At 70.4% G+C, this 18,143-nt stretch carries 16 protein-coding genes; 8 read left to right on the top strand and 8 right to left on the bottom strand.

All coding sequences use genetic code 11. The features are described from left to right. Positions 1-1,003 (top strand): chitinase (locus ACIBG8_RS18175; protein WP_397343975.1); only part of this gene is annotated, 1,003 nt, incomplete at its 5' end. Between the two features lie 308 nt (positions 1,004-1,311). Here ACIBG8_RS18175 and ACIBG8_RS18170 read toward each other — a convergent pair. Continuing rightward, positions 1,312-2,358 (bottom strand): hypothetical protein, encoded by a 1,047-nt coding sequence (locus ACIBG8_RS18170; RefSeq protein WP_397343974.1) that lies wholly within the window; start codon positions 2,356-2,358, stop codon positions 1,312-1,314. A gap of 69 nt (positions 2,359-2,427) precedes the next feature. On the opposite strand from ACIBG8_RS18170, the gene ACIBG8_RS18165 reads away from it, so the two are divergent. Further along, the gene (locus ACIBG8_RS18165) at positions 2,428-3,363 is read left to right on the top strand and encodes a S8 family peptidase (protein ID WP_397343973.1); all 936 of its coding nucleotides are present in this window, start codon (positions 2,428-2,430) and stop codon (positions 3,361-3,363) included. Here the strand turns inward: ACIBG8_RS18165 and ACIBG8_RS18160 are convergent. Next, on the bottom strand, positions 3,347-4,855 hold the full coding sequence (locus tag ACIBG8_RS18160; RefSeq protein WP_397343972.1) for a molybdopterin-dependent oxidoreductase: 1,509 nt from the start codon (positions 4,853-4,855) through the stop codon (positions 3,347-3,349). The genes ACIBG8_RS18165 and ACIBG8_RS18160 overlap by 17 nt on opposite strands. A 182-nt stretch (positions 4,856-5,037) precedes the next feature. On the opposite strand from ACIBG8_RS18160, the gene ACIBG8_RS18155 reads away from it, so the two are divergent. Then, positions 5,038-6,411, top strand: coding sequence for a hypothetical protein (locus ACIBG8_RS18155; protein WP_397343971.1), 1,374 nt, complete (start codon positions 5,038-5,040; stop codon positions 6,409-6,411). On the opposite strand, the gene ACIBG8_RS18150 is transcribed toward ACIBG8_RS18155, so the two are convergent. Beyond that, positions 6,383-7,075, bottom strand: coding sequence for a ribosomal RNA small subunit methyltransferase A (locus ACIBG8_RS18150; RefSeq protein ID WP_397346137.1), 693 nt, complete (start codon positions 7,073-7,075; stop codon positions 6,383-6,385). The two genes, ACIBG8_RS18155 and ACIBG8_RS18150, sit on opposite strands and share 29 nt — an antisense overlap. Positions 7,076-7,413: 338 nt before the next feature. On the opposite strand from ACIBG8_RS18150, the gene ACIBG8_RS18145 reads away from it, so the two are divergent. The 3 genes from ACIBG8_RS18145 to ACIBG8_RS18135 all read left to right on the top strand — a co-directional run bounded on the left by ACIBG8_RS18145 (position 7,414) and on the right by ACIBG8_RS18135 (position 11,294). After that, the gene (locus ACIBG8_RS18145) at positions 7,414-8,475 is read left to right on the top strand and encodes an AAA family ATPase (RefSeq protein WP_397343970.1); all 1,062 of its coding nucleotides are present in this window, start codon (positions 7,414-7,416) and stop codon (positions 8,473-8,475) included. Further along, a complete protein-coding gene (locus ACIBG8_RS18140; protein ID WP_397343969.1) occupies positions 8,472-10,277 on the top strand; it encodes a hypothetical protein in 1,806 nt (601 codons plus the stop codon). The genes ACIBG8_RS18145 and ACIBG8_RS18140 overlap by 4 nt, the downstream gene beginning before the upstream one ends. Positions 10,278-10,418: 141 nt before the next feature. Then, positions 10,419-11,294, top strand: coding sequence for a hypothetical protein (locus ACIBG8_RS18135; RefSeq protein WP_397343968.1), 876 nt, complete (start codon positions 10,419-10,421; stop codon positions 11,292-11,294). On the opposite strand, the gene ACIBG8_RS18130 is transcribed toward ACIBG8_RS18135, so the two are convergent. The 3 genes from ACIBG8_RS18130 to ACIBG8_RS18120 are packed head-to-tail and all read right to left on the bottom strand — an operon-like array spanning position 11,251 to position 13,581. Continuing rightward, complete coding sequence (locus tag ACIBG8_RS18130) at positions 11,251-11,964, bottom strand: DUF6597 domain-containing transcriptional factor (protein WP_397343967.1); 714 nt, start codon at positions 11,962-11,964, stop codon at positions 11,251-11,253. The two genes, ACIBG8_RS18135 and ACIBG8_RS18130, sit on opposite strands and share 44 nt — an antisense overlap. Positions 11,965-11,974: 10 nt before the next feature. Continuing rightward, positions 11,975-12,625 carry an ABC transporter ATP-binding protein gene (locus ACIBG8_RS18125; RefSeq protein WP_397343966.1) on the bottom strand — a complete coding sequence of 217 codons (651 nt, stop codon included), beginning with the start codon at positions 12,623-12,625 and terminating at the stop codon, positions 11,975-11,977. Further along, positions 12,622-13,581: an FtsX-like permease family protein gene (locus tag ACIBG8_RS18120; RefSeq protein WP_397343965.1), complete on the bottom strand. Its 960-nt coding sequence runs from the start codon at positions 13,579-13,581 to the stop codon at positions 12,622-12,624. Before ACIBG8_RS18120 ends, ACIBG8_RS18125 begins: the two co-directional genes overlap by 4 nt. Before the next feature lie 108 nt (positions 13,582-13,689). Between ACIBG8_RS18120 and ACIBG8_RS18115 the strand changes: the two genes are divergently transcribed. Beyond that, positions 13,690-14,724: a sensor histidine kinase gene (locus tag ACIBG8_RS18115; protein ID WP_397343964.1), complete on the top strand. Its 1,035-nt coding sequence runs from the start codon at positions 13,690-13,692 to the stop codon at positions 14,722-14,724. Beyond that, entirely contained in the window at positions 14,721-15,317 is a 597-nt protein-coding gene (locus tag ACIBG8_RS18110) for a response regulator (RefSeq protein ID WP_397343963.1), read from the top strand. Before ACIBG8_RS18115 ends, ACIBG8_RS18110 begins: the two co-directional genes overlap by 4 nt. Here ACIBG8_RS18110 and ACIBG8_RS18105 read toward each other — a convergent pair. After that, positions 15,280-16,329 (bottom strand): AI-2E family transporter, encoded by a 1,050-nt coding sequence (locus tag ACIBG8_RS18105; protein WP_397343962.1) that lies wholly within the window; start codon positions 16,327-16,329, stop codon positions 15,280-15,282. The two genes, ACIBG8_RS18110 and ACIBG8_RS18105, sit on opposite strands and share 38 nt — an antisense overlap. A 17-nt stretch (positions 16,330-16,346) precedes the next feature. Next, positions 16,347-17,738 carry a glycosyltransferase family 39 protein gene (locus ACIBG8_RS18100; RefSeq protein ID WP_397343961.1) on the bottom strand — a complete coding sequence of 464 codons (1,392 nt, stop codon included), beginning with the start codon at positions 17,736-17,738 and terminating at the stop codon, positions 16,347-16,349. Between the last annotated feature and the right edge of the window lie 405 nt (positions 17,739-18,143).

Below are 18,143 nucleotides of genomic sequence, written 5' to 3'. Positions count from 1 at the left end.
CACGTCCGCGACCGTCAGCGGGCTCGGCACCTGTCAGACGCACACCTACACCGTCAAGGCGTACAACGCGAACGGTGAGTCGGCGGGCAGGGACGCGATGGCCACCACCACCGGGTGCACCAGCACCGGGCGCATGCCCGGCGCACCGTACCTCTACATGGGCTGGGGCAACCCGCCGTCGCCGACGACCGTCATGTCGGCCACCGGCGTCAAGTCCTTCACCATGGCGTTCATCCTGTCCAGCGGCGGGTGCGTCCCGGCGTGGGACGGGCAGCGGCCGCTGACCGGCGGCGCGGACGCGCAGGCGATCTCGGCGATCAAGGGCGCCGGGGGGAGCGTGCAGATCTCGTTCGGCGGGTGGCAGGGCAACAAGCTGGGCCCGAACTGCTCGACGCCCGCCGCGTTCGCGGGAGCCGTACAGCAGGTCATCAACGCGGTCGGTCCCGCTGTGGTGGACTTCGACATCGAGAACACCGACGAGTTCGAGAGCGAGGTCGTGCAGGACCGCATCCTGAACGGCCTGCAGATCGTGCGGAACAGCAACCCGAACGTCAAGATCGTCGTCACCTTCGGCACGTCGACCACCGGGCCCACGTACTGGGGGACCCGTCTGATCAACCGCGCCAAGGAGCTGGGGACGCCGATCGACAACTTCACGATCATGCCGTTCGACTTCGGCGGCGGGGCGAACATGTACCAGAGCACCGTCAACGCCTCTGAGGGGCTGAAGAACACCCTCAAGACCGCGTACGGCTGGACGGACGCTCAGGCGTACGCGCACATGGGCATTTCGGGCATGAACGGCCTGTCGGACCAGCAGGAGCAGACCAGCCCGGCGACGTGGACGCAGATCCGCGACTACGCGCTGTCCAAGGGGCTGACCAGGCTCGCCTTCTGGTCCGTCAACCGCGACCGGCCGTGCCCGGGTGGGGGAGTCCGCGAGGACTGCTCCGGCATCGCCCAGGCCGACTGGGAGTTCACCAAGATCACCGCAGGCTTCTGACCCCCTCCGCCCCCTCCTCCGGAAGCCCACACCAAGGGCCTCCGGAGGAGGGGGCAAGGGGTCAGATCCCGGTTACGCCCTCGGGCAGCCGGACCCGCTTCAGCACCTTGCCGGTCTCGTCCTGAACCTCGATGTCGTGGTGGTCCTCGGCCCAGTCATCCCCAACGAACAGCACCACAACCTCCAAGATCGACAACAGGGATACGGAAGCCCGCAGAGACCCAGTCGGCTACCTAATGGACCAGTGCTCACTCACCAGCGGCTACCAGGCACCGAGTCTGCCCGAACAACCGACCCGGTAGCTCCCATTAGGTGAGGGGTTTGAGCTCCTCCTTCACCAGGCGGACGATGAGGTCGTCCAGGGCGAGCACCGCGTAGTCCGACACGTGGTGCTCTGTGCTCCTCCCGTCCGGCCCGTAGGTGAGGAAGGTGAAGCGGCCCATCGTCTGCTGCGCGAGCTGCCGGAACACGTACTCACCCGTGGCGTCCAACCCGGACGACGCGACAGGCATGATCTTGATCGCCCGCCGGGCGGCCTCACGGGTGGAAACCACATAATCCACCCCGTCCTGATAATCCAGGTGCGGCGGCGCGTCGCCGATGAGGAACAGCAGCTTCACCGCCTCGGCCCGCCAAGACGCCCCGAGCGCCGCGTGGAGCCCAGCGTTGACGTCCTCCGGAGTGTCACTCCCGGCGTCAGCCGTCACCTCACTCAAGGACGACCGGAAGGACTCGACGGACGCCGTGAAGTCCGTGGTCCGCACCACGTACTCGTCCCCGCGATCCCGATAGAGGGTCATCCCCAGCTCCAGCTCCCCGAGCGCCCCGATCCGCGACGCCACGTCCCCCACCGTCGCCTTCAACCGCTCGATCTCATCCCCCATCGACCCCGTCGTGTCGATGAGGAACAGCACCTGCAACCGAGGCCGCCCAGCGGGCCGCGACACCGGCAGCGTGGTGCTCCCCGTGGAAGCGGCCCTCACGACCGCGTCGCCGTACTCGACCGTGACCTCGCCAGGCCCGTACACCAGCGCCCGCCCGTCAGCGTAGGTGCGCGCCTCAAACGCCCCCTGCCGCACCACCGCCCCGGGCAGCGGCCGCCCAGCGGAGTCCACCACCGTCACCACCCGCCGCGAGGAGACGTCGACCGGATGCGCCACGCCGGTGACCTCGCGCAGATAGGAGAGGTACTCACGGAACCGTGCGTTGTCGTCGACGCTCCCCGCGGAGAGCCCCGACGTCCGAGGCTGGCCGCCACGGGAGGCGGCCGGATACGGGTCGCTGTCGACGATCCGGCCGCCGCCGCACCCGGTCAGCAGCAGGACGGACACCACAAGAGGGAGGAGACGTCGCATACCCCTAGCGACGGCTCGCCAGAACTCGAGGTTCGGCCCGTAGCCGAAGCGTGATCGTAACCTTGAGTAGTGAAACGCATACTTTCCGTGGCAATCATCCTGATCGTGGCAGGTTGCAGCACCGAGCAACCCGACCCGCTGGAACCCCAGCAATGGGCCGTCCCCGCCATGAAACTGCCCCAGGCGTGGCAGACCGCCAAGGGCGACAACGTCGTCATCGCGATCATCGACACCGGCGTCGACACCAACCACCCCGACCTCAAGGACAAGATCGTCAAGGGGTACGACTTCGTCGCGGGCGACGACGACCCCATGGACCAGAACGGCCACGGCACCCACGTCGCCGGCATCGCGGCCGCCGTCACCGACAACGGCGTCGGCATCGCGGGCGCCGCCCCCAACGCCATGATCATGCCGGTCCGCGTCCTCGGCACCGTCGGCTCTGGCGACCAGGCGACGATCGTCAAGGGCATCAAGTGGGCGGCAGACAACGGCGCCAAAGTGATCAACATGAGCCTCGGCGAGACCGGCCTCATGTCGCGCCTGCTCAAGGGCGGCGTCCTGAACCCGGCCATCCAGTACGCCCACGACAAGGGCGCTGTCGTCGTCGCGGCGGCAGGCAACGAGGGCACGGCCAAGCAGCCCTACAAGCCCACCACGCAGGTCCTCGTCGTCGGCGCCAGCGACCAGCAGGGCAAGCCGGCCGACTTCTCCAACTTCGGCGCTGACCAGGCCGTCTCCGCCCCCGGCGTCCGCATCCTGTCGACGCTGCCGACCTACAAGACGCCCGAGACCCTGAAGAACGGCAGCGGGTACGGCATGCTCGACGGCACCTCGATGGCCTCGCCGTACGTGGCAGGGCTGGCCGCGCTCCTGGTGGGCCAGGGCAAGTCGCCCGACGAGACCATGGCGGCCATCCGGCGTACGGCACGCAACCCGAACAAGGACCCGCGCCTCGGCCTCGGCATCGTCGACGCCCAGGCGGCGGTCACCAGCTCACCATGACCGTCGGCTTCACCGCGGGACCCGTCGCCGGCGGCCGGTAGGTCGGCAGCGCCTCGCCGCACTCCCGCATCCAGTCGTGGTCGGCGAACAGCCGCGCCCGCCCGCCGGGCTCGCGCGGCTCGTGCGCCGGCCCGGGCACGCCGTCCAGGTGGTCGATCGCCATCTTGGCGAACAGCTCGGCCACCAGGCGCGGGTCGGGCAGCGACACGTCGGCGAACTCGCTCGGCCCGACGAGCAGGTCGAGCCCGCCGGGCAGCCGCTCGACGGGCCGCGACAGCGTCAGCACCTTGGGCTGCGGCGCCATCGGCAGCCCGTTGCGCACCGCCTCGGCCAGCATGGAACGCGGCGACCTTCCCGCGAAGACCCCCTCGCCGAGCGCCCAGCTCAGCCCGCCCACGTCCTCGGCGTCGTCCTGCGACGTGTGGAGATAGAGGTACTGGTCGACCTGGATCGAGCCGGGCGCGACCGGCTGCGTCCACCCGCCGGGGCAGCCGCCGAGCACGAGCAGCGCGAGCTGCGCCCGGTGCACGGTGTCCGCGTGCGCGGTCTCCACGTGCCCCGGCATGATCATGCACCGCCCGCCGGTCTTCTCCGCCGTCACCCCGAACTCCCGCGCCAGCTTGACGACGCGCGAGGCCGTGACCCCCGTGATCGCCTCCTGCCACCCGGGCGTGTACGGCTCCCGCCGGTCGTCGTAGCCGTCCGGCCAGTGGCCGGGCAGCCCCTCCCTGGCCACGCCGTACACGGCGAGCAGCAGGTCGAACACCGTGGTCACCACGTCGTCGTCCACCCGCCCGATCGGCACCCCGCGCCGCAGCACGCCCGGCCCCTCGTCGAACCGCGGCAGCAGCACCTCGACGAACGCGCCCCCCTCGTAGAAGGTCAGCTCGCCGTCGCCGACGTCCAGCACCCGGTCCACCACGTAGGCGCCGCCGCGCTCGCGCAGCCGTACGAGGAAGGGCAGGTCGGTGCGGTGCAGCGCGTGGTCGACGAAGACCGGCCGGTCCACGTAGAACTCCTTGAGCAGCACGTGCCCCATCGCCATGGCCAGCGCGGCGTCCGTGCCGCCCCGCACGACCAGCGTCTCGTCCGACAGCCTGGTCGGGTGCTGGCCGATCGCCACGACCTTCTGCCCCTTGTAGCGCCCGGCGATCACCAGGGGAGCGCCGGGGAAGCGCATCTGCCCCCACAGCAGGATGTACGCGGCGCGGGTGAGGTCCTCGGGGTCGGGGCCGGTGAATCCGGCGCCGAGCACCTGCGCGGGCGCGACGGGCTGCTCGCTGAGCACAGCGCCGCCGATCCCGGCCACGAATCCGGACAGCGAGCAGCCGGAGACGGCGGCCACCCGATCGGCCCCGTGCACGGCCACGGTGTGCACGTGCGCGGCCGCGACCAGCTCGGCCGCCGTCAGGTCGTCGAGGGGCACGGGCCGCTGACCGCGGGCTCGCTGGTAGACCTCAGGATTTCCTGTGAGTTCCGCCCAGGCGGACACAGGGTCACGAAACCGGTCTTTTGCCTCCAGATAGTGCCTGACCAGTGCCTGATTGACCAGAGATCCCCCCATGGAACAAGTTGAACACAGACCGCTACGGTCTTTCGTGTTACGACCCGCCCCACCCAGGTGGCAGGCACTCAGGGTGATACGGCAGGCTTGTTGGCGTCATGGATTACGCAATGCTCACGGGGGCTGTCCTCGTCATCGGTGTCCTGCTCGCCCTGCTCGCGCAGTGGCGGGACTGGCGACCCTCGCTGACCACGGCGATCCTCGTCGGCATCGCCGTCCGCGTGCTGATCATGTACACCTCGGCGATCGACTCGTGGCAGCCGGTCGACTTCATGGAGAGCTTCAAGCCCGCCGCGGTCGCCGTGCTCAACGGGCAGGACCCGGTGCTCGGCAGCGAGGGCGGCTGGCACTTCCTGCCGATGATCCCGTACATGTACGCGGGCCTGATGTGGCTCGGCATCCCGTGGGAGTGGGCCGGCCGCCTGGTCACCGTCATCGCGGACATCGCGCTGATCCCGCTGGTCGCCAAGCTGGCGGGCGGGCCCAAGGCGGGGCTGCGCGCGTTCCAGTACGCGCTCAACCCGCTCGTGATCATGATCGCCTGCATCCACGGCCAGGTGGAGCCGGTCGCCCTGGCCTTCGGCGTGGCCGCCTTCGTGGTGGCGCGCGGCCGGGGTTCGCTCGACCGTCCCGGCATCGCCACCGACCTGGTCGCCAAGGCGCGCAGCGGGCTGGCCGCCTACGGCGTGGGCGGGTCGGCCCGGCGCTCGGTGACGATGCTCCGCAGGGCGCTGCGTCCCGTCGACCGCGAGACCATCGTGCGCGGTGTCTTCGCCGGGGTGCTCATGGGGCTGGCGCTGACCGCGAAGAGCTGGCCGATCTGGCTGATCCCCGGCATGCTGCTGCTCCTGCCCAACCTGCGCTCGCGCATCGCGGCGCTGGTGTTCACCGGCGCGGTGCCGGTGTTCTTCCTGGTGACGCTGCCGATCTTCGCGGGCACCGCGCTGAACCAGATCCCCGAGGTGATCAGGCAGATGGGCGGCATCAGGCCCATCGTCGGCGAGTGGGGCTGGACGCCGTGGTTCACCGGCGGCAACTGGGAGCTCTGGGCCTTCGGCGCGGCGCTCGGCACCTACCTCATCTATCTCAGCGTGATCGTGGTCATCCTGCTGTGGCGCAGGGCCGATCCGATCGACATGACCATCGCGATCCTGCTGATCTTCATGGTCGTCACGCCGCGGCTCGGCGCGCAGTACCTGACCTGGTTCATGCCGTTCCTCGTCGCCAGGCCCACCCGGTTCGCGTGGCCCGCGATCATCGGCGTGTCCGTCTGGGCCGGCTACGGCTACCTGTACATGACACAGTTCGGCGACACGCCCTGGTGGCTGCTGCACGCCGACTGGTCGCGCGCCTCCATCGTGCTGCTGCCGATCCTGGTCGCCGCGATGCCGTGGGGCCGCATGGTCTCCAAGGGAGCGCTGCACCCGGGAGCCCTCGACCCCCGGGTGCGCCCGCTCACCGGAGCAGGCGTTCCGCCAGCGTGAGCCACTGGTCGGGGTGGACGAACGCCACGACCGTGCCGCGGGCGATCCCCGCGGCCGCGCAGGCCGCACCGACCCCGTCGTACGCGGTGGACAGCGACGCGTGCAACGAGCCGCCGATCCCGGAGAAGCCCAGCTCCACCAGGTCCTGGTAACCGCTGCCCGCCAGCGGCTCGGGCCGCCGTTCCACGCGCAGGACCGCCGAGTCGACGGACGGCACCGGGCGGAAGCTCTCCCTGCCGATCCGACCGGCCAGCTCCCAGGTGAACCACGGCCAGCTCTCGACCGTGACCAGGCTCCAGCGGCCGTAGTCGCCGGAACGTTTGCGCGCGTACTCCAGCTGGGTGACCAGCGTCGCCGACGTCAGCTCGGGCGCGTTCAGGCACCAGGAGACGATCTTCGACGTGATCGAGTAGGGGATGTTGCCGACCACCGCGAACGGCTCGCGCGGCGGCCGGACCGCGGTGAAGTCGCCCTTGACGATCTTCAGCCCGGTCCTGGCCTTCAGCTTGGCCGCCAGCAGCGGGTCGAGTTCGTAGCCGACGACGTCCGCACCGGCCTCGGCCAGGGCGACCGTGAGCGCCCCCTCGCCTGAGCCCGGTTCGAGGACGAGGCCGCGCGGGCGCGCCGCCTTCACCACCAGGTCCACGGCGTGCCGGTCGACCAGGAAGTTCTGCGAGAGCTCGCGCCTGGCCCGGTCGCGCGGCGTCCTGCCGCCGCCCTTGGCCTGGGCGTTCTTCTTCTGGGTGTGTGAGTAGTTTCCGTGTGCGAATGACTGCGCCACAGCTGCTGCCCTTTCGGGTCCTCGAGAGAAAGAAGGTCTCGAAGGGCCCTGGGCGCGCCAGCGCGACTTTAGCTGTCCGCTAGCGAGCCAGAGCCCGGCTGCGGCGGATGCGTACGGAGAAGAAGCAACAACACATGAGGACGACCCTACGGAACGGTCCGTCTCGTCGCAACGCGATTAATTGGGATGCGGTTTACCAGCTGATTCGTACGCTTGATGGAATGCAGGCGACCGTGACCGTGACCCCAGCGCAGCTCCCCGAGGTGCTGCTGCACGTCGCCGTCGTGCGCCCGGTCTTCCTGTGGGGCGCCCCGGGCATCGGCAAGAGCTCGCTGGTCAGGCAGTTCGCCGACGCGCTCGGCCTGGAGTGCGTGACCATGCTCGGCACCCAGCTCGCCCCCGAGGACCTCATCGGCGTGCCCGAGCTGGTCAACGGCCGCAGCAGGTTCGCCCCGCCGGAGTCGATCGCCCGCGACGAGCCCTACTGCCTGTTCCTCGACGAGCTCAACGCCTCCTCGCCCGAGGTGCAGAAGGCTTTCTACTCGCTCATCCTCGACCGCAGGATCGGCACCTACGAGCTGCCCGAGGGTTCCGTGGTGATCGGCGCGGGCAACAGGGCCACCGACAACGCGCTGGCCCGCCCGATGGCGTCCGCGCTGGTCAACCGCCTCGTCCACGTGCACTTGCGCGCCTCGGCCGACGACTGGCTGAAGTGGGCGGCGTCCAACGACATCCACCCGTGGATCGTCGACTACCTGGTGCAGCGCCCCGACCACCTGTGGAGCGCGCCGCCCAAGACCGAGGAGCCGTTCTCCTCGCCGCGCGCCTGGCACATGCTCTCGGACGTCATGAAGTCGTACGGCGAGGGCATCGAGGACGAGACGCTGGCCACGCTGGCGTTCGGCACGCTGACCGTGCAGCACGCCTCGGCCTTCCGCGCCTACGTCAAGACCGTACGGCACGCCTACGACCTCGACGCCGTCCTCAAGGGGGAGGCGCCGTGGCCCAGGGCGGTCGAGGAGCGCGACCTGCTCTACTTCCTGGCCGAGACCTTCCGCGCCCGGCTGGTCAAGGAGCTGCCCGCCGACAAGCGCGGCGCTTCCGCGCGCGGGCGTGACCTCGCGTTCCGGGCGAAGACGCTGCTGGTCGAGCTGGCGGAGATCTCGCTGGAGTGCGCGCAGCTCGTCATCGCCAACGACGCCGACGGCGCTCCCGTGCTGCCCACCTGGTTCCTGGTCGAGGTCGGCCGCGACCTGCCCAGGCTGGCGGCCGCGCGGTCATGAGGAAGCAGAAGGACAAGGTCGACCCCTGGCGCGCCGAGGTGCACAAGGGGTGGCACCTGGTCACCGCCAAGCCGCTCTTCCGCGCGTTCTACGGCTCGCTGGAAGTGGCGGAGAAGGGTGAGCTGTCCCACGACACGTGGGCGGTGGTCTGGCCGGACGGCAGGGTCGTCCACCACCCGCAGCGCAGGGCGGACGCCCAGGAGTGGGCGTGGGTCTTCGCGCACGTCCTGCTCCACCTGGGGTTCGGCCACACCGACCCGCGCCTGTGCGCGCCCAAGGACGTCGGCGCCGAGTCCCGCCGCCACTGGCACAGCGGCTTCGTGCCGGACGTGGCGTACAGGGCCGCCTGCTGCCTGGCCGTCGACCGCTTCCTGGCCACGCTCAAGATCGGCCGCTCGCCCGACCCGCTGCCCGTCGAGCTGCCGGCGGAGGACGAGGTCACGCTCTCCGAGCGCTGGCGCAGGCTCGGCATCCCGCTCGCCCTCGCGCCGGTGGGCGAGGCGGACTTCCTCCTCAGCGCCGAGGAGAAGCCGCACGACTTCCAGCGCGACTTCGCCGTCGGGGTCGCCGCCTCGGCCACCGACGCCCTGGAGGTGGCCGGGACCCCGCGCGTGGCCAAGGACAAGCGCCCCGACGGGCCGTGGGACGTGGCCCTGCGCTGGTTCGTCTCCTCCTACCCGCTGCTCGGCGCGCTCGCAGCCGGCATGACCGTCGTGGCCGACGTCGACCTGGCCAGGAGCTGGGACATCTCGATCGCCGCCGTCAACGCTGAGGCGGCGGAGATCTACGTCAACCCGCTGGCCGGTCTCGCGGTCGAGGAGTGGCGGTTCGTGCTCGCCCACGAGATGCTGCACGCCGCCCTGCGCCACGGCGAGCGCCTCGCGGGGCGTGATCCGTACATCTGGAACGTCGCCTGTGACTACGTCATCAACGGGTGGCTCGTCGAGATGGGCGTCGGCGAGATGCCGGAGGGGCTGCTGCACGACCCGGAGCTGAAGGGGCTGTCCGGCGAGGCGGTCTACGAGCGGATCGTCACCGACCTGCGCCGCATGCGGAAGGTGGCCACCCTGCGCGGGCGCGGCCAGGGCGACCTGCTGGACCGGCCGCTGCCGCGCCCGGGCGCCCCTGGCCGCTACGTCGACCTGGACGACTACTACCGCAACGCGCTGTGCCAGGGCCTGGAGTACCACAGGGGCAGCGGGCGCGGCTTCGTGCCCGCCGGGCTGGAGCAGGAGATCCGCGCGCTCGACCAGCCGCCGCTGGCCTGGGACGCCGAGCTGGCCCGCTGGTTCGAGGAGCACGTGCCCGCCGTCGAGCGCCGGCGCTCCTACGCGCGCGCCTCCCGCCGCCAGGCGTCCAGCCCGGACATCCCGCGCCCCGGCTGGATCCGCCCCGAGGAGGTCGTCCGGCTGGCCACCTTCGGCGTCGTCCTGGACACCTCTGGCTCGATGGACGTCAAGCTGCTCGGCAAGGCCCTCGGCGCGATCGCCTCCTACGCGGTCTCCAGGGACGTGCGCCAGGCCAGGGTCGTCTTCTGCGACGCCGCCGCCTACGACGCCGGGTACCTGCCGGTGGAGGACATCGCGCGCAAGGTCAGGGTGCGCGGCAGGGGCGGCACGATCCTGCAGCCGGGCGTCAACCTGCTGGAACGCGCCGACGACTTCCCGGCGGACGGGCCGATCCTGGTGATCACCGACGGCGAGTGCGACGTGGTCAGGATCAGGCGCGAGCACGCCTTCCTCATCCCGGCAGGTGCGGCGCTGCCCTTCCGCCCGCGCGGGCCGGTCTTCCGGATGAAGTGATCGCTTCGATCCTCCTTTGAGGTGGCACGGGTAATCCTTGCTCGTGGCGGACATCCGCGCCGCCCGGCTTTCCCCGGCGGAGGCCCTGGCCTGACCGATTTCTGCAAGACCCGCTCGTCGCGGGTGGGTAGCGTCGGACACATGAAGCTGACCGCGGAAGCCTTTGCCAGAGCCGAGCAATACCTGCTGCTCAACGCCCGCCTGCTGGACCGCCTCAGGTTCGAGGCGCTCTTCCACGGCGCGGCCAGGGAGCCGGTGCTGCACGTGTTGCGCGCCTACCAGAACCCCGACGGCGGCTTCGGCAACGCCATAGAGCCCGACCTCCGAGGTACGGCCAGCCAGCCGGAAGGCGTCGAGATGGCCTTCCGGGTGCTGGACGAGCTCGGCGCCTTCGACGACCCGATGGTCGTCTCCGCCTGCGACCACCTGGAGACGATCACCACGAAGGAGGGCGGCGTCCCGTTCGCCCTCCCCAGCGTGCGCGACATGCCCCGCGCCCCCTGGTGGCAGAGCGACGACGACCCGCCCGCCCACCTGATCCCCACGGCGTCCATCGCCGGGCTGCTCCACCAGCACGGCGTCGAGCACCCCTGGCTGGGCCCGGCCACCGACTTCTGCTGGGACGCCATCGCCCGCATCACCACCGAGACCACCCCGTACGAGGCCCGCGCGCTCTTCACGTTCCTGGAACGCGTCTCCGACCGGGACCGCGCGGCAGCCGAGTTCGCCAGGATCCGCCCGGCGATCCTCGGCACCGTCACGCTCGACCCGTCGGCCGAGGGCCCCGTGCACTTCCCCCTGGACTTCGCCCCAGCACCGAGCCCGCTGCCGCTCTTCACCGACGAGATCCTCGACCGGCACCTGGACGCGCTCATCGAGGACCAGCCCGAAGACGGCGGCTGGAAGCCCAACTTCCTGTCCTGGACCCCGGTCGTCGCCCACGAATGGGGCGGTCACCTCACCCTGGGCGCCCTCAGGACCCTTCAGGCGTACGGTCGCCTAGCAGCCGCGTCATAGGCACCCCGCTCAGCCGCTTCACGTCGTTGGCGAGGTGCGCCTGGTCGGCGTACCCGCTCTCCGCTGCCACCTCGGCCAGCCCCACCCCGGCCCTGGCCAGCCGCAGGGCCCGCTGGAACCGCACGATCCGCTGCAACGTCTTCGGCGAGTAGCCGAAGCTCCCCACGCTCCGCCGGTGCAGCTGCCGCTCGCTGAACCCCAAATCCCAGGCCACCTCACGGACGCTCACCCCCCGGCGCAACGCCGCGGCGATCGCCCCTGCCGCGGGATCAGGCGCACCGGTCTCCCGCAGCCGCTTCTCCACCGCGGTGAGGAGGACACGCGCCCGCCCCTCGATCCCCGCACCACCTTCTTCGGCCATCTCCCGCCACGGAGACGGCAGGTCGGAGGTCGGGACCCGCATATCGCGCATGGCCTCCACCGGCACCCCGAACACCTCGCCCACGGCCCCCGGCAGGAACCTGACCCCGGCGTACGTGTCGCCGACCCGCATCGGCGTCGGCATCGGACCCGTGTCAGGCCCGGCCACGTGCACCCCGGTCGGCCCCCAGATCAGGTCGACGCACCCGTCGGGCACCACGAGGTGGGTGCCGTCCGCCGAGGTCGTCTGGTGCCACAGGCAGGCGACCCGACCGGCCAGCCCGGGCGGTGGAGGATGCTCGCCGTACATGGAACCAACGCTACGTCAGCACGCCGTCGTGCATCTCCACCACCCGGTGCGCGTGGCCCACGTTGGCCAGGTCGTGCGTGACGAGCAGGGTCGCCACGGACCGTTCTGCGCACAGCCGCGCGATCAGCGCCATGATCTCCGCGCCGCGCGCGTGGTCGAGCGCGGAGGTCGGCTCGTCGACCAGCAGCACGTCGGGGGAGCCGGTGAGCGCCCGCGCGATGTTCACCCGCTGCCGCTCGCCGCCGGACAGCTGGTGCGGCCGCCGGTGCTCCTTGCCCGCCAGCCCCACCGCGGCCAGCAGGTCGGTCGCCGCGTGCGGGCGCCCGCGCAGGTGGTCCATGACGGTCAGCTGCTCGGCGGCCGTGAGCGACGGGATGAGGTTGGCCTGCTGGAACACGATCCCGATCCGGTCGCGCCGCAGGGTGGTCCGCTCGCTCGCGCTCAGCTCGCCCACGGACACGCCGCCGATCCGCACGGTCCCCGAGTCGGGACGCAGCAGCGTGCCCGCGACGGCCAGCAGGCTCGACTTCCCCGACCCGGACGGCCCAGCGACCGCGACGAGCTCACCCGCCGCGACGTGCAGCGACACCCGGTCCAGCGCCACCAGGCGGTCCTCGCCGTCCGCGTAGGTCAGGCACACGTCCTTCATTTCCAGGCTCATCTGGCGCTCCCCAAAGCGATCAGCGGGTCGACGGAGGTGATCCGGCGTACGGCCAGCACGGCCCCCGCCATTCCGAGCACGATCATGGCCAGCACCGGGACGAGCGTGGTCGGCGCCGACACGGTGAACGGCATGACCCGCTCGGCCAGCGCGCCGAGCCCGATCCCCACCGCGCCGCCGAGCCCGGCGCCCAGGGCGAGCACGATGAGCGCCTGCGCGAGCGCGTCGCGCAGCAGGTAGCGGCCCGAGGCGCCGAGCGCCTTGAGGATCGCGATGTCGCCCTGCCGCTGGACGGTCCAGACGGTGAAGAACGCGCCGATGACCAGCGCCGAGATCGCGAACAGGAACCCCTGCATGGTGAGCAGCGAGGAGTTCTCCGAGCTGAAGCCGCCCACCCCGGCCAGGGAGTCGGAGAGCGACACGCCGCTCGCGTCCTCGAGCGCGAGCACGGTCGCGGTGCCCGGCTCGGCGTGGGCCATCGTGCGCCAGTCGTCGAGCGTGGCCCAGACGACGGGCGTGTGGCTGAAGGAGTCGTCGGGCCCCTGTGCGACCACGGTGAACTCGTCGGCTCCGAGTGTGACCCGCTGGTTCGTGGCGAGATCCAGGGCCGGTGACACGATGATCTCTCCTGGCCCGAGCTTGCCGGGAGCCAGGAACGAGCCGGGCTCGACCCCGAACACGGTGATGGCCTCGCCGTTCTTGATCCTGGTCTGGGTGACTCCGAGCGGCTCTCCTCTGGTTCTGTCGGCCTTGACCACGCTCTCGCCGAAGGACACCTTCGACCCGAAAAGCAGGCTCTGAGCGGGAAGATGCTCGATCGCGGACACGCTGGCGGAGCGCAGCCCGGCGGTCAGACCGGACAGCAGCACCACGAGCAGCGTGATCAACCCCACGACCGCAGCCATCAGGGCGAACCGCCCCTTGGCATAACGAATATCTCTGATTGCGATGAACACCCTGTGAGTCTGCTCATCGCCGCTCGTCCCGGGCATCGCTCCCATGATGGGACGAGGATCAACCAAAGGATGGATGCGCAGGTCACAGCCGCTCCTACGCTGGAAGGCATGCGGGAGATGCGTTTCGTGAAATGGGGGTTGCACGGCCTGTTCGCCGCGCTCCTGGCGATCGCCGTCGCCAGCGCGGGCTCGCTGGGCCTGGCCTGCGGCGGGCTGGCGCTCGGCGCCGTCTACGCCGCGGGCTCCTTCGTCGAAGGGCGGGTCTGGCTCGGCGCCGTCACGGCTGGATGGCTGGCGCTGTGCCTGTTCAGCCCCGTGTTCGTGTGGCTCGCTTTTCCGCTGTTCTTCCTCTGGCTGCACCTGCTGCCGATGCGGCTGGCCGTACCGGCTGTGATGGTTTTGACCGTGGCCGTCGTCGTGACGCTCGCCGTCCACCAGGGGCGGTTCGAGCTGGCCCAGCTCGTCGGTCCCGCCGTCGGCGCGCTGGTCGCGATCCTCACCACGCTCGGCTACCAGGCGCTCTGGGCGCTCGTCACCGAGCTGACCCGCACCCGGGCCGAGCTCGCCGAGACCCAGCACGAGGCCGGGGTGCTGGCCGAGCGGGAACGGCTGGCCAGGGAGATCCACGACACGCTCGCGCAGGGGCTGTCGAGCATCGTCCTGCTGCTGCGCGCCGACGGTTCCTCCGGATACGTGAAGGAGGCGCTCCAGGCGGCGGAGGACAATCTCGCCGAAGCCAGGAGGTTCGTGTACGCCCTGGCCCCGCCCGCGCTCGACGCCTCCCTCGAAGAGGCGCTGCGCCGGCTCTGCCAGCGCGAGCGGGTGCACTTCCAGCTCGACGGCGAGCCGTACGCGCTGCCCAGAGGGGCCGAGATCGCGCTGCTCAGGATGGCGCAGAGCGGGCTCGCCAACGTCGCCAGGCACGCCTTCGCCGAGCGCGCCGGGCTCACGCTGACCTACATGGAGGACGAGGTGGCGCTCGACATCGTCGACGACGGCCGCGGCTTCGACCCGCTCGCCGCCAAGGGCAACGGCCTCGGCTTCATCCACGACAGGGCCGCCGAGCTGGGCGGGCGCGTGTGCGTGGAGTCAGCGCCCGGCCAGGGCACGGCCCTGGCGATCACGCTCCCGGTCGCGGCATGATCCGCCTGCTGATCGTCGACGACCACCCCGTCGTACGGCGCGGCCTGCGCGCGGTGTTCGACGCCGAGCCCGACCTGGAGGTCGTCGGCGAGGCCGGGTCGGGGGAGGCGGCGCTGGAGCTGGCGGCCCTGGCCGACGTCGTGCTGCTCGACCTGCGGCTCGGTCCAGGCCTGTCCGGCGTCGAGGTGCTCGAACGGCTCGCGCAGCGGGTGCTCGTGCTCACCACCTACGACACCGACGGCGACATCCTGGCCGCCGTCGAGGCGGGGGCCGCGGGCTACCTGCTCAAGGACGCCCCGACGGACGAGCTGCTCGGAGCCATCAGGGCCGTGGCGCGCGGGGAGATCGTCCTGGCTCCGCCGGTGGCCGCCAGGCTCGTGCGCAGAATGCGCTCACCGGGGCTCTCGTCCAGAGAGGTGGAGATTGTTGCCCTGGTGGCCCTCGGGCGGTCCAACCGGCAGATCGCCCGCGAGCTGTTCATCAGCGAGGCGACGGTGAAGTCCCACCTCGTCCACATCTATGCGAAGTTGGACGTCGACAACCGCACGGGAGCCGTCAGCGCTGCTCGGGAACGGGGTCTTCTCCCGAGATGAGCGCCGCCGCCCAGCCCGCGCTCGGATCGCTGTCGATGAGCAACGCCCTGGTCAGCAGGCTCAGCGGGATCGCCAGCAACGCGCCGAGCGGGCCGAGCACGAACGCCCACACGATCAGCGACAGGAACGTCATCGTCGTCGACAGCCCGACGGCGTCGCCCAGGAACTTGGGTTGGATGAACGACTGGATGACCACGTTGATGGCCATGTAAGCGACGATGACGAGGATCATCTGCTTCAGCCCGCCGTCCAGCAGCGCGAGCGTCGCGGGCGGGATCAGCCCCAGGACGAAGCCGACGTTCGGGATGTAGTTCGTGATGAGCGCCAGCACCCCCCACAACAGGGGAAGCGGGACGCTCAGGAAGTACAGCGCGGTGACGTCCAGCGCCGAGCAGATCAGCCCGAACACCGTCGACACGATCAGGTAGCGCCGCGTCTTGCTCGCGAAGGTGGCCAGCGCCGTCACCATCTGCGGCCTGCGCTCCCGGCCCGCGTTGATGATCCGCGCCGTCACGGGCGCGTCCAGGGACATCGCGAGCAGCAGCACCACGATGAGGAACAGGCTCGACAGCACCCCGAGCAGCCCCGTGGCCAGCCCCTGGGCGAAGCCGATGAGCTTGCCCGGGTCGAACGACTGGATCGCCTTGTTGAGCTGCTCGTTGCTGACCCCGAGGTCGGTGACGAGCTGCTGCGCCTGTGTCACCAGGCGCTGGAACTGCGGCGAGTAGCCGGGCAGGATCGAGGCGAGCTGGGTGGCCGACAGCGTGAGGATCGCCACCATCCCCAGCAGGACCAGCACCACGATGAGGAACGGCACGGCCACCTGCAGCCAGGCGGGAGCCCTGCGCTCGCCCAGCCAGGAGCGCACCGGCGAGACGGCGATGACGAGCACCAGCGCCAGCACGATGGGGCCGAGGATCGAGGCGATCTCCCGCATGCCGAACAGCGTCACGAACGCGCCGGCCGTACCGACCAGCACGATCACAGCTCTGGGAACGGCTTGATCGGTCACATGTGGCTAATACCCACTCATGGGCGGATAAGCAGGCTTACGGTCAGTCCGGGCAGGTCGGCGGAGTGCCAGGTCCTGGCCGGGGCGAACCCCGCTTCGGTGGCCGCCTTGTAGACGGGCAGGCTCGGGCCCGCCGTACGGGCTCCGCGCCACACCACCCAGAGCCGCTTCCTGGCGTCGATGGCGGTGAGCACGTCGGTGCTCTCCGGGAAGCCGAAGCCGGTGGGGCTGGGCGAGCTGCTGAGCCTGAGCACGTCGTCGGGCAGCTTGCCCGGCGCGTAGTACTCGAACCCGGCGCGCAGCGGGCTCTGCCCGTACAGGATGGCGTCCCCGTGCCTGTAGGTGATCTTCGCGATGGCCGCGGGGAAGTCCTCGAACCGGCCGTTGCTCTCCCTGACGTCCAGATGAGCCGGTACGGCTATCGCCGCGGCGACCACGGGGAGCGCGATCGCCGCCCAGAGCCGGTCGGCGACGAGCAGGGCCGCGCCCAGCGCGAGCGCGGGGGCCGTGACGAACAGGTACCTGTCCACGTAGACCGGGGTGACCAGGTGCGAGACGGCCAGCAGGAGGAGCGGCGGCAGGACCAGCCACCCGAGCAACGCGCCCGCCCACTCGCTGTCCCGCTTGACCAGCAGCACCACCCCGGCGATCGCGGCCGCGAAGAGCAGCAGCCCGACGCCCATGTCCCCGGCCGCCATCTTCGGGAACTTCAGCAGCACGTCCGGACCCTTCTGCGGGATCCAGCTGATCGCGTGGCGCTCGCCGTACCCGAGGATCGCCAGGGCGGCGGCGGGGACGCAACCGGCCGCCAGCGCGGGCAGAGCCCGCAGGCGGCCCACGACGAGGTGTGCGGGGAGCACGAGGACGGCGAACAGATGCGTGCACCCGACCAGCGCGACCGTGACGCCGTAGAGGACCCACCTGTCGCTTTCCTTCGCGCGGTGCAGCGCCCAGAAGGAGACGACGACCGCTGCGGCGGCGAACGCGTAGGGGCGGGCGAAGGCTCCGTAGTAGGACACGGAGGGCAGTACGGCGAGCAGGACGCCGGCCGTGAGGCCCGCCCGCGCGCTGTGCAGCCGCCTGCCCAGGTCGCCGAGGAAACCGGCGGCGACGGCGATGGCGATGGCCGAGGGGAGTCTGAGCCAGAGTTCGGCCGTGCCTGCCTTCACCCAGAAGTGCATGAAGAGGTAGTACGGCAGGAAGTGGCCGTCGATGTTCTGGGAGAGCTCGAAGAGGCCGTCTATGGAGCGGGCTGCGGCGCTGAGGGTGGCGAGCTCGTCGCCGTTGAGGGTGGCGGATCCGGTGCCGCTGAGCGCTAACAGGCCGGCTACGAGCGATGCCCACCAGGGGGAGATGGGGCGGGTGAGGCGTCTCGGTGCTGGTCTGGCAGTTGTGGCGGCAATAGTCACTTGGGGCAAGATAGGACAAGCGTGATCTTGCGGGCATAAAGAAAAGCTGGATTTCCCTTCTGTTCTTGATTTGACGGCTGCTCCGTGTGCACCTACTGTTCACTACGCCCCGGGAGCGAGCCGGACGCCTGACAAGGCGGACGGGCCTCAGGGCGAACCCCCTCTCAGCAGGCCGATTCGACAAGCGTCGGATGACACGGTAGGTTGTGAGGGTTGCCCCGGAAGCGGGGTGGTCGAAATCCTAGGTAGGTTTGACCGGTTTGTAGCAAGTCTCCGGATTTGACACTGATCGGGCAAATCGCGTAAGATTGAGACACAACGGAACGAAATGCCACCTGATCGGTTAGCGGGTGTACGCGTCCGTTTCTTGAGAACTCAACAGTGTGTTAAAAGCCAGTGCATGAT

The sequence above is a fragment of the Nonomuraea sp. NPDC050556 genome (genome assembly GCF_044457355.1).
Taxonomy (GTDB): Bacteria; Actinomycetota; Actinomycetes; order Streptosporangiales; family Streptosporangiaceae; genus Nonomuraea.
The sequence above is the reverse complement of the archived record's forward strand: the minus strand, read 5'-3'. Positions and strand labels throughout refer to the sequence as shown.